Below are 16,131 nucleotides of genomic sequence, written 5' to 3'. Positions count from 1 at the left end.
GGGCATGGGCGGGGGCGGGAAGGGGCTTTTTGCCCGATTTTGGGTCCCTGAAATGGAAAAAAGCGCCGCCTGCCGGAGCAGACAGCGCTTTCAGGATCAAAACGCGGCCGGATTAAGCGGCTTTGTTCAGGCCCAGGGTCCAGTAGCGGGCCAGGTCGGCGGTACCGTCCGTGCCTTTGACCGATTTCAAGGTCGACAACGCGGCCGATTTCTTGCCGGCGATCGATTGCGCGATACCGTAGTGCAGCTTGATGGCTTCCGGATTGCGGCCGGTGCCCAGCTTGACGGCTTGTTCCAGCAGCGGCAGGCCCTTGTCGGCCTTGCCGGCGGAGACCAGCGCGTAGCCCATGTTGGCCAGCGCGTCGGCGTCCTTGTTCTTGACGGCTTCGGCTTCGTTGGCGGCCTGCTTGGCGTCGAACTCGGCCTGGGTCTTGGCGGCCAGGTCTTTCAGGCGCTGGTGGCGGGCGGCGTCGGAACCGGTGCCCAGCGCGCCTTTTTTGTAGCCTTCGTTGATGATCTTGATCGCTTCGGCCGGGTTACCCGCCTGCAGCGCCAATTGGCTCATCTCCATGTACTCGGAAGGCTTGCTCAGCAGGCCGTTGGCCAGGCGCAGGCGCAGCACGTCCAGCGACAGGCCCGACGAGAAGCCGGGCTTGGCTTGTACGCGTTGCAGCAGGTCGGCCCAGGTTTGCGGCTTCGGATAGCTGGCGGCCATGCGTTCCAGGGTCTGCACGTAGCCGGCCTTGTCGTTCTGCTTGAGCTGGATGTTGGCCAGCATGCCCAGTTGGGCTTCGTTCAGGTTCTTCGACGCTTGCAGTTCCTTGGCGGCCTCGGAGTACTTGCCGCTGATGTAATAGGTCTGGATCAGCAGTTCGTGCATGGCGCCGTCGTTCGGATTGTCTTTCAGCGCGCGTTGGATCCAGGTGATGGCTTTCGGGTAATCCTTGATGCGGTAGTAGATACCGGCCAGCGCCTGGGTGAATTTCGGTTGTTCGGCGGCCGACAGTTTGCCGGAGTTGATCACGCTCTCGAAGGCGCGCGCGGCGGTGTCGTAATCGCCAGCGGAAGCGGCGGCCGAGGCGCGGGTGCGTTCGATCAGATAGGTCTCGTTGGCGCTTTTGCCGCCGACGGAATCGGTTTCCTTCAGTTTTGCTACTGCTTCTTTGTTCTTTCCTGCCGCAGCCAGTTTCTGTGCTTCCTGCAATGGTTTGCCGATTTCAGCGCGCACCGCTTCGGCAGCGTAGGCGACCGACGAAAAACCCGCAATAGGAGCTGCTGCTGTAAAACCAATAGCGGCCATTACCAGGCCGAGATGAGCGAGACGAAACTTGGTCATGGGTAAGTTTTCTTTCTTCAAAATGCGAAATAGGCAGGAATGGTCCTGCCTATCGTTGAACATAGAACTGATTTATTGGAACTGTTCGTTGCCGACCAGGCCAATTTTGGTCACGCCGAGACGCTGTGCGGCAGCCATGACGCCTGCCACGGCTTTGTACTCGACCAGCTTGTTCGGACGCAGATGCACCTCCGGCTGGTCGGGTTGGGCCGCGACATCGGTCAGTTTCGCTTCCAGGGCGCCGCGGTCGGGAACGACCACGTTATCCCACAGAATCGTACCGTCGAAGTCGACGTCGATCGTGATGACCACTGGGTCCTTGGTCGGTGGCGGCGGGGTGCCGACCGGCATGTTCAAGTTGACCGAGTGATTGGCTTTCGGAATCGTAATGATCATCATGATAATCAGCACCAGCATCACGTCGATGAGGGGCGTCATATTCATTTCCATCATTGGTTCCGGATCCGCGCCTGCGGATGGGGAGCCGACATTCATACTCATGATGTTTCCTTTTTAGAAGGGCAGGCCGTGTTTCAGGCCTGCGATGCACTAACGGGGATTAACCCTTATCAGGCGGTTCGGTGATGAAGCCGACCTTCTGAATACCAGCGCGCTGGGTAGTGTAAATAACCTTGCCGATCGATTCGTAGCGTGTTTCTTGATCGCCACGAACGTGCACTTCCGGCTGCGGCACTTTCACTGCTTCCACCTTCAGATTGTCGAACAACTCATTCGCGTCGCGCATCTTCTTCTGGTTCCAGTAGATGTCGCCATCCTTGCTCACAACGATGTTGACATCTTCCGGCTTGGTCTGAATAACCTGGTTGGTTTCTTCCGGCAGCTTGATCTTGATCAGCTTCAGAACAACCGGGCTCGTGATCAGGAAGATAATCAGCAGAACCAACATGATGTCCACGAGGGGCGTCGTGTTGATCTCTGACATGACTTGGTCTTCTTCTCCGCTATCGGAGCCTACGGACATCGACATGATTAATTATCCAATCTTTTTAGCGCCAGCCAGACGGCCGGCTTCGCTGGTGGACATGGCGCCCGAGATCAGCACCGAGTGCACGTCGGCCGAGAACGAACGGACATCTTCCATCGCTGCCTTGTTACGACGCACCAGCCAGTTGTAACCCAGAACGGCTGGAACGGCGACGAACAGACCGAAAGCGGTCATGATCAGCGCTTCACCGACCGGACCTGCAACCTTGTCGATCGATGCGTTACCCGACATGCCGATGGCGATCAGCGCATTGTAAATACCCCAAACGGTACCGAACAGACCGATGAACGGCGAGGTCGAACCGACGGTTGCCAGGAACGACAGGCCATCTTGCAGACGCGACTGAACTTTGTCGACAGCGCGCTGGATCGACATCGTCACCCAGGTCGACAGGTCGATTTGTTCCAGCAGGGCGCCGTCGTGGTGCACGGTGGCCTTGGTGCCGGTCTCGGCGATGAAGCGGAATGGCGAGCCTTCTTTCAGGGCAGCCGAACCAGCAGCGATCGACGAAGCTTTCCAGAACTTGGCCGAGGTTTCTTTCGACTGTTTGAAGATCTTGGCCTGGTCGATCAGCTTGGTGATGATGATGTACCACGAACCCATGGACATGATGGTCAGGATGATCAGGGTGGCGCGCGAAACGAAACCTGCATCCCACACCGCCTTGAAGCCGTATGGGTTTTCCACTTCTTCATGGCCGCCGGCGGCTGCCGGGGCGGCTGCTGGAGCTGCTGCGTCTGCTGCTGGAGCGGCGGCTGCGTCGGCTGCCGGTGCTGGTGCTGCTGCCGCATCCGCTGGAGCGGCTGCTGGAGCCGAAGCTGCCGAGGCTGGCGCGTCAGCGAAAGCTGGGGCGCTTACCAGGGCGGTGGCTGCGGTCACGGAAAACAGCACAGCGGCCAGTACAGCGGACAAACGGGTATTCTTAAACATGCTTCCTCCAAATTGATAAAATAATCAGATCGCTGAATGTATGACAACGAAACTTACTAAGTGAGACGTAACAGCTGTCTCGGTTTTTACTCCAGCGTCCAGACGTATTGCATCTGCATCCACGCTTCCGTCGGTTTCCCGTCGGTCAGACCCGGTTTGAAACGGCATTTGCTGATGCCGCTAACCGCTGCCTTGTCCAGATCCCTAAAACCACTCGATTTGACGACTTTGGAGTCGGCAACACGGCCATCGGCGGCAATCAGGAACGACAACGTTACCGTTCCCGTTTCTTCGTTACGCAGCGACGACTTCGGCCATTCCGGCTTGGCGCAGGTGCTGAAGTCGGCTACGGCGGCGACGTTGACCGCCTTCGCTGGGCCTGGTGTCGGCGGCGCCGGTGGTGCCGGCGGCGCTTTTTGCAGTTCGGTCGTCGGCGGCTTCACGTTGGTCGCGTTAGCGATCACGTTCTGCTGCGGTGGCGGCTGCTGCACGTTCACCTCGACTGGCGGGATGAATGGCGGCGGGGGAGCCTTCATCTCTGGCGGAGGTGGCGGTGGTGGGAGTTCCTTTGGTGGAGGAGGTGCTACTTCCTCGATGATCTTTGTCTCCACTGGGGCGATCATCTTTGCCACCAGGCGGGTTCCCAGGCCCGTTATGATTCCATAAGCAACCAGGACGTGCAACAAAACGACAATGGTAATGCCTGTAAAGTTCTTCCCGGTGCTTTTCTCGTTGTGCGTGAAATTCATGCCTGCTTTCTCCAATACCAACTCTTTTTGTTGCTACTAAACCCCAAAATGGCGACATAAAACAACAGCCGCATCCGGGACGTCGGCGAATTATACATACGAATTCTTGATTTTACATAGAATTTTCATCCCTAAAACCGGTTAAATTTCATAGGGTTTTCCTATGTGATAGCGCTCACTTTGCACCAAATTGGTTCGCCGGGCAAGCGTGCGCGGCGCAGAATTGGGGCATTACGGGCCACCACGTTACTTAGTTTTCCCTTAAGCGCAATCACGGAATATTATCAGCGTAATTTTACTACCAACAGTTGATAATTTGGCCGCGAATGTTTCGTTCACGAAATTGTTGCGGCAGGTAATTTGCAAAAACATGCAAAAACCTGTTGACTTCGGGATCGCGTCATGCATTCACCAAAAAAAACCGGGGCCAGAGCACCGCCCCTGACCCCGACTTAGACCTTGCAAGAGCCGTGCCTGAACCGCACCGCCCCCAACGCAAGCACTATATATATGTTGGTCAACTTCCCCGGGCACGTTTCTCCCGTTTGACCTCCATCGTGCTGACCACCTCGCCGTTCGGCGCCACCGTTTCCAGGTGGACGTCGAAGCCCCACAAACGCGCCACATGTTTCAGCACCTCGCCGGCCTGCTGGTTCAGCGGACGGCGCTGGAACTGCGCGTGGCGCAGCGTCAAGGCCCGGTCGTCGCGGGTATTGACGGACCAGACCTGGATGTTGGGTTCACGGTTGCCGAGATTATATTGTTCTGCAAGCTGCTGGCGCACGTAACGATAGCCGAGGTCGTCATGGATGGCGGAGATCGCCAGTTTCTCGTTGTTGTCGTCGTCGAGCACGGCGAAGAAGTGGAACTCGCGGATCAGCTTGGGCGACAGGTACTGGGCGATGAAGCTCTCGTCCTTGAAGTTGCGCATGGCGAAGTCCAGGGTCTTGCGCCAGTCGCTGCCGGCGATGTCGGGGAACCATTCGCGGTCCTCGGCGGTCGGGTGCTCGCAGATGCGGCGGATGTCCGTCATCATCGCGAAGCCGAGCGCGTACGGGTTGATGCCGCTGTAATAGGGGCTGTTGACGGGCGGCTGGTAGACCACGTTGGTATGGCTCTTGAGGAACTCCATCATGAAGCCGTCGGCGACCACGCCCTCGTCGTACAACTGGTTGAGGATGGTGTAGTGCCAGAAGGTGGCCCAGCCCTCGTTCATCACCTGGGTCTGGCGCTGCGGATAGAAGTACTGGCTGATCTTGCGCACGATGCGCACCATCTCGCGCTGCCACGGCTCCAGCAACGGCGCGTACTTCTCGATGAAGTACAGCAGGTTCTCCTCCGGCTCGGGCGGGAAGCGCGGCGCGGCCTTCTCGGCCTCTTCCTCCTCGCGCCGCGGCAGCGTGCGCCACAGGTCGTTGATCTGCGATTGCACATAGGCCTCGCGTTCCTTCTGCCGCGCCCTTTCCTCCATCATCGACAGCTTGGCGGGGCGCTTGTAGCGGTCGACGCCGTAGTTCTGGATCGCGTGGCAGGAGTCGAGCAAGGTTTCGACGGCGTCGATGCCATGGCGCTGCTCGCACTCGGCGATGTAATTTTTGGCGAACACCATGTAGTCGACGATGGCCTCGGCGTCGGTCCAGGTGCGGAACAGGTAATTGCCTTTGAAGAAGGAGTTGTGGCCGTAGGCCGCGTGCGCGATCACCAGCGCCTGCATGGTCAGGCTGTTTTCCTCCATTAAATAGGCGATGCAGGGATCGGAGTTGATGACGATCTCGTAGGCCAGGCCCATCTGGCCGCGTTTGTAACCTTTTTCGGTCGACAGGAAATGCTTGCCGAACGACCAGTGGTTGTACGACACCGGCATGCCGACCGACGTGTAGGCGTCCATCATCTGCTCGGCGGTGATGATTTCGAGCTGGTTCGGATAGGTGTCGAGGCCGAAGTTCTCGGCGACCCGGCGGATTTCCTGGTGGGCCTGCTCGATCAGTTCGAACGTCCATTCGGACTGCTCGGGCAGGGCGCGCGGATGGCGCGGCTTGGGGGAGGGCTGGTGCGTCATGTCGTTCATGGGGCGCTCGCTAGGTGGGCGGCCGGCGCGGCCGCCTATTTCGGCTGTTTCTTGAACAGTTCGCGGAACACCGGATAGATATCGGCCGGCGTGACTATTTTCTGCATGGCGAAGTTGGCGTGGTGGTCCGGAATCTGCGAGTACTGCTCCCACAGGTTTTGCGGCGGGCCGTCGGTGATCTCGACATAGGTGTAGTACTGCACCTTGGGCATGATGGTGTTGATCAACAGCTGGCGGCACAGCACCGAGTCGTTGTCCCAGTTGTCGCCGTCCGAGGCTTGCGCCACGTAGCTGTTCCAGGCGCCGGCGCCGTAGCGCTCCTCGATGATCTTGTCGAGCAGGTGCAGCGCCGACGACACCACCGTGCCGCCGGACTCGCGCGAGTGGAAGAATTCCTCCTCGTCCACCTCGGCGGCGGCCGTGTGGTGGCGGATGAAGACCACGTCGATCTTGTCGTAGGCGCGCTTGAGGAACAGGTACAGCAGGATGAAGAAGCGCTTGGCCGTGTCCTTGCGGGTCTCGTCCATCGAACCGGAGACGTCCATGATGCAGAACATGACCGCCTGCGTCATCGGCTTGGGCACCTTGATGCGGTTGCTGTAGCGCAGGTCGAACGGGTCGATGAAGGGGATCGCCAGCAGCCGCGTGTGCAGGTGGTGGATCAGCTTCTTCAGCTCCAGCACATGCGGGGCGTCGAGCGGCTCGCCGTCGAGCAGCAGTTGCTCGAGCTCGGCCTCGGCTTCCTCGAGCCGCTTGCGCGAGTTGCCGCCAACGGCGATGCGCCGGCCCAGCGCGCCGCGCAGCGAGCGCAGCACGTGGATGTTGGACGGCGTGCCCGACATGTTGTAGCCGGCGCGCTGGTTCTTGAATTCGGTCGTCGCGGTCAGCTGCGTCTTGACCATGTGCGGCAGTTCCAGGTCCTCGAAGAAATAGTTCATGAACTCTTCGCGCGACAGCTCGAAGATGAAGTCATCCTCGGTCATCTGGTCGCTATTGCCCGCCTTGCCGCGCCCGGAACCGCCGCCGCCCTTGGGTCGGTTGATCAGGTCGCCTTTCTGGTATTCCTGGTTGCCGGGGTTGATGGTTTCCCACACGCCGCCATGGGCGTGGCCGAACGATGGCTCTCCCACGTCCTTGACGGGGATCGAGACTTTTTCGCCGTTTTCAATATCGGTGATGGAACGGCCCTTGATGGCCCGTCCCACCGCGTCCTTGATCTGCGACTTGTAGCGCCGCAAGAAGCGCTCGCGGTTGACCGCGGATTTGTTCTTGCCCTGCAAACGTCGATCGATGAGGTAAGTCAAAAGATGCCTCCTGCTGCTATGGGTCGGCGCCGCGCCGGCCGCCGCTGTCGGCGGGCCGGCGCGCATGCGGCCGCGCGGCACGGCCGCGCGAGATTGCCGAAAATACTGCTTAAGAGGACTTCCTCACGCGCAAATACCATTCGCACAGCAGGCGGACCTGTTTGGCCGTATAGCCTTTTTCCACCATGCGCGCGACGAAGTCGGCGTGCTTGTTGGCGTCCTCGGCGCTGGCCTTGGCGTTAAAGGAGATCACCGGCAGCAGTTCCTCCGTATTGGAGAACATCTTCTTCTCGATCACCGTGCGGAATTTCTCATAACTGGTCCAAGCGGGATTCTTGCCGCCATTATTGGCGCGCGCCCGCAGGCCGAAGTTGACGATCTCGTTGCGGAAATCCTTGGGGTTGGAAATGCCGGCCGGTTTTTCGATCTTCTCCAGTTCGTTGTTCAGCGACTCGCGGTCGAAGCTCTCGCCGGTGTCCGGGTCGCGGTATTCCTGGTCCTGGATCCAGAAGTCGGCGAACGTGACGTAGCGGTCGAAGATGTTCTGGCCGTATTCGGAATAGCTCTCCAGATAGGCGGTCTGGATTTCCTTGCCGATGAACTCGACGTACTTCTGCGCTAGGTGCTCTTTAATGTACGAGAAGTATTTCTGTTCGGTCTCCGGCGGGAACTGCTCGCGCTCGACCTGCTGCTCCAGCACATACAACAGGTGGACCGGATTGGCCGCCACTTCGGTGTTGTCGAAGTTGAAGACCTTGGACAGGATCTTGAACGCGAAGCGCGTCGACAGCCCGTTCATGCCCTCGTCGACGCCGGCGTAGTCGACGTACTCGTGCATGGACTTGGCCTTCGGATCGGTGTCCTTGAGGTTTTCGCCATCGTAGACCAGCATCTTGCTGAAGATGCTGGAGTTTTCCGGGTCCTTCAGGCGCGACAGGATGGCGAACTGCGCCATCATCTTCAAGGTGCCGGGCGCGCACGGGGCCTGGTACAGCGACGAGTTGGCCACCAGTTTGTCGTAGATCTTGATCTCGTCGGTCACGCGCAGGCAGTACGGTACTTTGACGATGTAGATACGGTCGAGGAAGGCCTCGTTGTTGCGGTTGTTGCGGAAGGTTTTCCATTCCGACTCGTTCGAGTGCGCCAGGATGATGCCGTCGAACGGGATGGCGCCGAAGCCCTCGGTGCCCTTGTAGTTGCCTTCCTGCGTGGCCGTCAATAATGGATGCAACACCTTGATGGGCGCCTTGAACATCTCGACGAATTCCATCAAGCCCTGGTTGGCCAGGCACAGGCCGCCGGAGTAGCTGTAGGCGTCCGGATCGTCCTGCGAATAGTCCTCGAGCTTGCGGATGTCGACCTTGCCGACCAGCGAGGAGATGTCCTGGTTGTTCTCGTCGCCCGGCTCGGTCTTGGAGATGGCCACTTGTTTCAGCACGGAAGGGTAGCGCTTGACCACGCGGAACTGGTTGATGTCGCCGTTGAATTCGTGCAGGCGCTTGACGGCCCACGGGCTGGGGATGTTGCGCAGGTAGCGGCGCGGAATGCCGTAATCCTCTTCCAGCAGCACGCCGTCCTCTTCCTCGTTGAACAGGCCGAGCGGCGATTCGTTGACCGGCGAGCCTTTGAGGCAATAGAAGGGCACGTGTTCCATCAGCGACTTGAGCTTTTCGGCGATCGACGATTTGCCGCCGCCGACCGGACCGAGCAGATAAAGGATCTGCTTGCGTTCCTCCAGGCCCTGCGCCGCGTGGCGGAAGTAGGAGACCACTTGCTCGATCACTTCCTCGGTGCCGTAGAACTCGCGGAACGCGGGATAGATCTTGATGACCTTGTTGGCAAAGATGCGGGACAGCCGGGTATCGTTGCGGGTGTCGACCAGGGTTGGTTCGCCGATGGCGGCCAACATGCGCTCGGGGGCGCTCGCGTAGGTAAGTCGATCTTTTTTGCAAAGTTCGAGATATTCCTTCATGGACATCTCTTCTTCCTTGGTCCGTTCGTACCGTGCGGCGTAGTTGTCAAAAATGGTCATTTGGGTGTCCTTTAATGTAAGCCTACTAGTCACGGGTCACCGGCAGTTACGGCTGCCCTGGCCCTAATTTGTGCGTTCCCTTCTATCTTATTTTTCTTGTCTCCAGCTTCCTTTGATGGCACGGATTGCCCGTGTCCTTGAGCTGGCTTTATTGCCGCTGGCTGCATGCCGGTGGACGGCTTTTATGTGTTGGTCGTAATGCTTCTTACGTCTATGAAATTTATTATTGCTCTATTGCCGCAGGAAGTCAAAAGATATGTCGTAATATCGTTAATACTCTTTCGTAACATGATGATTTTAAAGAATATTATTGCGAATTTTTTGAGGTTTCCCGTGAGTTTTATGGCATTTTTTTAGCTCGTTTTTACCACACTAATGCCACAGTATCATGCCTGTGCGCGCCGTGCTGATCGCGCCTCATAATAGATAAATTTTGCCGCAAGTCGGCGTGCGCTGTCGCACCGCGCGGGCGGCCGCGATGAACCCGGCTCCGGGATAAGATAAGATAGCCGTATTACGTCCCCCCATCGCCACCCGTATCAGGAAAAAGAACATGTTGAACCCACAATTGCGCGCCGTTCTCGAGGGCATGCCCAAAGCCGAGCTGCACATCCACATCGAGGGCTCGCTGGAGCCGGAGCTGATCTTCGCGCTGGCCCGGCGCAACAACGTCAGCTTGCCATACGCGTCGGTCGAGGACTTGCGCGCCGCCTACGCCTTCACCGATTTGCAATCGTTCCTCGACATTTACTACGCCGGCGCCAGCGTGCTGCTGCAAGAGCAGGACTTCTACGACATGACGGCCGCCTACCTCCAGCGCGCCGAGGCCGACAATGTGCGCCACACCGAGATCTTCTTCGATCCGCAGACGCACACGGCGCGCGGCGTGCCGATCAAGACCGTCATCGACGGCATCCACCGCGCCTGCCAGGACAGCCCGGTCAGCGCCACGCTGATCCTGAGCTTCCTGCGCCACCTGTCGGAGGAGGACGCCTTCGCCACGCTGGAGGAGGCGCTGCCGTACCGCGACAAATATATGGGCATCGGCCTCGATTCATCCGAGCTCGGCAATCCACCGGAGAAATTCGCCCGCGTGTTCGCGCGTTGCAAGGAGCTCGGCTTCCGCCTGGTCGCCCATGCCGGCGAGGAAGGCCCGCCGGCGTACATCGAAACGGCGCTCGACGTGCTCAAGGTCGAGCGCATCGACCACGGCGTGCGCTGCCTCGACGATGCCGCGCTGACCCAGCGCCTGGCGCGCGAGCAGATCGCGCTGACGGTGTGTCCGTTGTCGAACGTCAAGCTGTGCGTGTTCCAGCACATGGGCCAGCACAACCTGCTCGAACTGCTCGACGCCGGCATCGTGGCGACCGTCAACTCCGACGATCCGGCCTATTTCGGCGGCTATATGAACGACAACTTCATCGCCACCTTCGACGCCTTGCCGCTGGGCCTGTCCCACGCGCAGCGGCTGGCGCGCAACGGCTTCGCCGCCGCCTTCCTGCCGCCGGAGCAGAAACAGAAATTCCTCGACGAGGTCGACGCCTACTTCGCCACCGCCGCTGTATAAAACTCGACGACACCGAGGGTCACACCAATGTTCAAGCTTGCCCTGAAAATGACGGCGCGCGACTGGCGCGCCGGCCAGTTGCGCTTCCTGCTGATCGCGCTGACGGTGGCGGTGGCCGCGTTGTCGGCCACCGGTTTCTTCGTCGACCGCCTGCGTAGCGGCCTCGACCGCGATGCGCACCAGTTGCTCGGCGCCGACGTCGTCATCAGCGCCGACAACCCGGTCGCTCCGGCGTGGCGCGCCGAGGCGCTGCGGCGCGGCCTGGTGGTGACCGACACCGTGGTCTTTCCCAGCATGGCGCAGGCGGGCGAGGGCGAATCGTCGACCTCGATGCTGGCCTCGCTCAAGGCGGTCGGCCCCGGCTATCCGCTGCGCGGCAAGCTGAAGCTGACCACCGATCCGGCCCAGGCCGAGCAGAGCTACGGCACCCCGGCCGCCGATATTCCGGCGCCCGGCACGGTGTGGATCGACGCCGGCTTGCTGGGCAGCCTGAACACCAAGGTCGGCGACCAGCTCAAGCTTGGCGACAAGACCTTCAGGATCGCCCAGCTGATCGCCTCCGAGCCGGATCGCGGCGCCAACTTCCTGGCCTTCGCGCCGCGCGTGATGCTGGCGCTGCGGGATCTGCCGGCGACCGACCTGATCCAGCCCGGCTCGCGCGTCACCTACCGGCTGTTGCTGGCGGCGCCGGCCACGCTGACCAACGGCCCCGCCGTCGCCGCGTCCTTCCAGAAATGGCTCGACGACAAGATCAAAGCGGAGAACATCAAGGGCGTGCGCGTCGAGTCGCTGGAAAACGGCCGTCCGGAAATGCGCAACACGCTGGACCGCGCCGACCGCTTCCTGTCGCTGGTGGGCCTGCTGTCGGCGATGCTGGCCGCCGTGGCCGTGGCGATGGCCGCGCGCCGCTTCATGCAGCGCCATCTGGACGCCTGCGCCATGCTGCGCTGCCTGGGCCTGACGCAGAACCAGGTGACGGCGATGTACTTATATGAATTCCTGATGGTGGGCCTGGTCGGCAGCGCCATCGGCGTGGTCGTCGGTTTCGGCGCGCACTACGTGTTGCTGGAAGTATTGGGCAAGCTGGTCGCGGCCGATTTGCCGGGGCCGACGATCTATCCCGCGCTGCAGGGCCTGGCCATCGGCATGCTGCTGCTGGCCGCGTTCGCGCTGCCGCCCATCCTGCAATTGCGCAAGGTGCCGCACAACCGCGTGATCCGCCGCGAGCAGGACCCGCCGCAGGTGGCGGCGCTGGCCACCTACGGCCTGGGCATGGGCGGTTTCGGCTTGCTGTTGCTGTGGCAGGCCGGCGACGCCCAACTGGCGGCGTACACGGCGGCCGGTTTCCTCGGTGCCTTTGTGGTGTTCGGGCTGGTGGCCTGGCTGGGGCTGAAGGCGCTCAAACCCCTGCGCGGCGCCATCGATCATCAAAGCTGGCGCTTCGCCATCACCTCGCTGCAACGCCGGCCGGGCGCGACCATCGTGCAGGTGGTGTCGTTGGCGCTGGGCATGATGGCGCTGCTGGTGCTGACGGTGGTGCGCGAGGATTTGATGTTGGCCTGGCGCAACGCCACGCCGCCGGACGCGCCTAACCGCTTCATCATCAATATCCAGCCGGAACAACGCGAGCAGGTCGCCAAGCGGCTGGAGGCGGCCGGCGTGCGCTACGCGCCGCAGTATCCGATGATACGCGGCCGCCTGACGGCCGTGAACGGCCAGCCGATCACCGCCGAGACGTATACCGAGGACCGCGCGCGCGGCCTGGCCGACCGCGAGTTCAATCTGTCGACGATGGCGCAGATGCAGGCGGAAAACAAGATCAGCGCCGGCAAATGGTTCGCCGATACGCCGGGCTCGGCCGAGGCGTCGGTGGAGGAGGGCATCGCCAAGACCCTGCGCTGGAAGCTGGGCGACAAGTTGCGCTTTGACATAGCCGGCGCGCCGGTGGACGTGACCATCACCAGCCTGCGCAAGCTGGAGTGGGGTTCGATGCGGGTCAACTTCTTTGTGATTATCAACCCGGCGGCGATGAAGGAAGTGTCGCAGAGCTGGATCACGGCCTTCCACCTGCCGCCGCAACAGGGCGGGGTGATGAATGCCTTGACGCGCGATTTCCCGAACTTGACCATTGTCGATGTCGGCGGCTTGCTGCGCCAGGTGCAGTCGGTGCTGGACCAGGTGGTGACGGCGATCGAGTTCCTGTTCATCTTTACGTTGGCGTCGGGCTTGCTGGTGCTGTACGCGGCGTTGATGGGATCGCAGGACGAGCGCACGCGGGAGTCCGGTTTGTTGCGGGCGCTGGGGGCCACGCGCAAGCAGTTGTCGCAGGCGCAGTTGATCGAGTTCTCGCTGGTGGGCGCGCTGTCGGGTGTGCTGGCGGCGACGGGCGCGGCGGCCATGGGTTGGGCGTTGGCGACGTATCAGTTCAAGTTCGCCTGGGCGTTCAGTCCGTCGGTGTGGCTGGTCGGGTTGGTGGCCGGCGCGGTGTGCGCCATCGCCGGTGGATGGCTGGGCCTGCGCAATGTGTTGCGCCAGCCGCCGTTGCAGACCTTGCGCGAGGCGTAATGCGGATGGCAGGGGCGCGATGGACATTCCAGTGGATACATCACGGATTACACCACGGATCCACGTAGGGCGGATTGGCGCAGCGTAATCGGCCATGGTTGCGCCGTCGGTGGCGCATGCATGGCCGATTACGGCGTTCCGCCTAATCCGCCCTACGCGGCGACACGTTCCTGCGCCGCGTGCTCCTTCAAAAACTGCGCATACGCATACGGCAGCTTGTCGAAATAATGCGCCGGCAGGTCGAACAGCGCCCAATAATACGTCTCGCTGCCCTGGCACACCTGCGGCGCCGCGCAATAACGATGCCAACTGTCGCCGACCTGGCGCGAATACATCCCGTCCCCCTCCGCATCCGAGAAGAACGGCAACACCCGCCGCGCCAGCAGCGCGTCGAGCAAGGACGGCGGCGCGTCGCTGTCGCGGGCGATCTCGTACTGCGCGTACATGCCCTGCTCGGTCTCGATCATCATCAGCTTGGCCTTGCCGTGTTTGTCGAGGAACAGGATGCCGGTCGGATTCGGGAAAATGTAATGCTCGACGAATCCCATCGACGCCATCAGATGCTGCACCAGGCCCGCCAGCACCGGGTCGCCCAGGAAATGGTAGTTATGCAGCAGCACCAGCTCGCGCAAGGTTTCCGACTTGTCGTCGAAGTAGCTGCGCTGCAGCGCGGCGATCTCCACTTCCAGGATATCGAGCGCGTGGTCGTCGCTCTTCTTGATGTAGCGGTCGATCAGGCCACGGTTGAAGGCGCTGACGGCGATCTTTTCATCGGCCGTGCCGGTGAACAAAATCTTCTTGCACGGCAGGTGGCTGACCGCCTCGCAAAATTCCAGCCCGTTCATTTGCGGCATCGAATAGTCGATCACCAGCACCGATGGCGTGGAAAAACGCCGGCGCTGTTCGCCGATGCGATAGATGCGCTCCAGGTCGAGCGCGATGTTGCACTGGTCGCCGGTGAGGTTTTGCATGTCGAAGTTCACCTGCAGCGGTACGCCGTCGTCCGCTTCGCTTTGGCGCAGCCATTGCAGCGCGGCGGAGGTGTCGTGGAAGGTTTTGCTCGCCAGCATGGGATCGAGCTGGAACGACAGGCTTTTGAGGAAGGAGTCGCTGTCGTCGACGAGTACGGTCAGCGTGGGATGCGAGTAGACGGGCAGATGCATTGGATTCACCTTGAAGTGGACAGCTGCTGGGGAAACTCCAGCACGAAGATGGCGTACGCGCTCTCGCGCGACACGCAGCGTATGGTGGCGTTCCACGCTTCCATGATTTCCTGGCACAGCGCGAGGCCTATCCCTGCGCCGTTGTGCGGCGGGTAGGAGTAGAAGCGACGAAAAATCAGGGACATCTGCGGCGCCGGGATGCCGCAGCCGGTGTCGATGAACAGCAGGCGCGGCGGCTCGTGGGCGCCGTCGACGACGATGCGCACGCGGCCCTTGCCGGCGCGCTGCACCGCCTTGAGCGCGTTGCGCAGCAGATTGAGCAGGATCACCACCGACAGCTCGGCCTGGCCGGCGAAGCGGAAGTTGTGGCGCACCTCCAGGGCGACCATCTTTTGCTGGCCGGTGCTGGAGAACGGATAGCGCTTGAGCACCGCCTCGACCACCGTTTCCATCGATACCGTCTCGACCGGGCGCAGGTTTTGCCGCACCGCCGTGGCGCTGAGCAGGAACAGATCGATCATGTGGTTCATGTGGCGCACCTCGAACTGGATGCGGGCCAGCGCGTCGATCGTGCCGAGCCGGTCGTCCGCCACCCGCCCGTTGATGTCCGAGAACAACCTGAGCAGTCCGCGCACGTTGGCGTCCACGCTGGTCAGCGGCGTGCGCAACTCGTGGGCGACGGTGGCCAGCCCGGCGCCCAGCCCGGCCAGTTTTTCCTGCGCCAGCACGTTGCGGCTGATCTTGGCCGCCGACAGCACGGCGATGGTGAACCAGTGCACCGGCAGCTGCTGCAACACCTGCTTGCTGAGCAGGGTGGCGGTTTCACCGAGCGCGACGGCGACGACGCAGGCCAGCGCGGTGCCGATCACATAGGCCCGCAGCGCCAGGCTGGTGTCGAAGTGGAACAGAACGACCAGACCGATCAGCAGCGACTCCCCCCAGACCCCCGAGGCGTGGTTCATCACGAACATGAACGTGAAGAAGAACGGAAAGATATAGCTTAGCGCGACCAGCAGGTACAGATCGAGCATGCGGCGGGTGAACTGGCGCGCGAACAGACCCAGCGCGCACAGCAGGATGCCGACCATGCGCAGCGGCAGGCTTTCATATTCTTGCGGGAAAAAATGCTGCCAGATCACGTAGTACAGCGGCATGCCGACCGTGCCGATGCAAGCGAGCAGCAGCACGCGCACGGTCGCATGGTCCTCACGGCCATGATAAAGCAGCAGCGACTGGACCACTCCGTGTTGCCAACGTTTCCAGCGTGCTTGCAGGGGATGCTTCATGGCCAATGTGACGTGTATCAAGTTAGCATCATCGCCTGAAATTGAACCGAGCTCGGCCATATCAAATCACAAGTTGATTTGCATCAATCTCCTTCTCTTTATTTGCTGCAAGGTGCGACATGAGA

General features: G+C 61.0%; 12 protein-coding genes. 2 read left to right on the top strand and 10 right to left on the bottom strand.

Features of this window, described 5'->3' with window-relative positions; all coding sequences use genetic code 11:
* Positions 1-112: 112 nt before the first annotated feature.
* The 8 genes from AC07P1_RS04320 to AC07P1_RS04285 form a co-directional block, all read right to left on the bottom strand.
* On the bottom strand, positions 113-1,336 hold the full coding sequence (locus tag AC07P1_RS04320) for a tetratricopeptide repeat protein (RefSeq protein ID WP_494694651.1): 1,224 nt from the start codon (positions 1,334-1,336) through the stop codon (positions 113-115).
* Between the two features lie 72 nt (positions 1,337-1,408).
* Positions 1,409-1,837, bottom strand: a complete 429-nt coding sequence (locus AC07P1_RS04315; protein WP_494694650.1) for an ExbD/TolR family protein — start codon at positions 1,835-1,837, stop codon at positions 1,409-1,411.
* A 58-nt stretch (positions 1,838-1,895) separates the two neighbouring features.
* Positions 1,896-2,324 (bottom strand): ExbD/TolR family protein, encoded by a 429-nt coding sequence (locus AC07P1_RS04310; RefSeq protein WP_315218732.1) that lies wholly within the window; start codon positions 2,322-2,324, stop codon positions 1,896-1,898.
* Between the two features lie 6 nt (positions 2,325-2,330).
* Positions 2,331-3,272 (bottom strand): MotA/TolQ/ExbB proton channel family protein, encoded by a 942-nt coding sequence (locus AC07P1_RS04305; RefSeq protein ID WP_494694649.1) that lies wholly within the window; start codon positions 3,270-3,272, stop codon positions 2,331-2,333.
* Between the two features lie 86 nt (positions 3,273-3,358).
* Positions 3,359-4,021 (bottom strand): energy transducer TonB, encoded by a 663-nt coding sequence (locus tag AC07P1_RS04300; protein WP_494694648.1) that lies wholly within the window; start codon positions 4,019-4,021, stop codon positions 3,359-3,361.
* Positions 4,022-4,538: 517 nt separating this feature from the next.
* Positions 4,539-6,089, bottom strand: a complete 1,551-nt coding sequence (locus tag AC07P1_RS04295) for a SpoVR family protein (protein WP_494694647.1) — start codon at positions 6,087-6,089, stop codon at positions 4,539-4,541.
* Positions 6,090-6,124: 35 nt separating this feature from the next.
* Entirely contained in the window at positions 6,125-7,393 is a 1,269-nt protein-coding gene (locus AC07P1_RS04290) for a YeaH/YhbH family protein (protein ID WP_494694646.1), read from the bottom strand.
* Between the two features lie 109 nt (positions 7,394-7,502).
* The gene (locus tag AC07P1_RS04285) at positions 7,503-9,425 is read right to left on the bottom strand and encodes a PrkA family serine protein kinase (RefSeq protein ID WP_209726640.1); all 1,923 of its coding nucleotides are present in this window, start codon (positions 9,423-9,425) and stop codon (positions 7,503-7,505) included.
* Between the two features lie 553 nt (positions 9,426-9,978).
* On the opposite strand from AC07P1_RS04285, the gene AC07P1_RS04280 reads away from it, so the two are divergent.
* The gene (locus tag AC07P1_RS04280; RefSeq protein WP_494694645.1) at positions 9,979-10,992 is read left to right on the top strand and encodes an adenosine deaminase; all 1,014 of its coding nucleotides are present in this window, start codon (positions 9,979-9,981) and stop codon (positions 10,990-10,992) included.
* 27 nt (positions 10,993-11,019) lie between these two features.
* Positions 11,020-13,557: an ABC transporter permease gene (locus tag AC07P1_RS04275; RefSeq protein WP_494694644.1), complete on the top strand. Its 2,538-nt coding sequence runs from the start codon at positions 11,020-11,022 to the stop codon at positions 13,555-13,557.
* 152 nt (positions 13,558-13,709) lie between these two features.
* On the opposite strand, the gene AC07P1_RS04270 is transcribed toward AC07P1_RS04275, so the two are convergent.
* A complete protein-coding gene (locus tag AC07P1_RS04270; RefSeq protein ID WP_494694643.1) occupies positions 13,710-14,720 on the bottom strand; it encodes a response regulator in 1,011 nt (336 codons plus the stop codon).
* 5 nt (positions 14,721-14,725) lie between these two features.
* Complete coding sequence (locus AC07P1_RS04265) at positions 14,726-16,006, bottom strand: sensor histidine kinase (RefSeq protein ID WP_494694642.1); 1,281 nt, start codon at positions 16,004-16,006, stop codon at positions 14,726-14,728.
* Positions 16,007-16,131 lie beyond the last annotated feature (125 nt).

The sequence above is a fragment of the Duganella sp. GW821-FHT07F09 genome, assembly GCF_059418705.1.
This window is presented reverse-complemented; position numbering and strand designations above follow the sequence as displayed.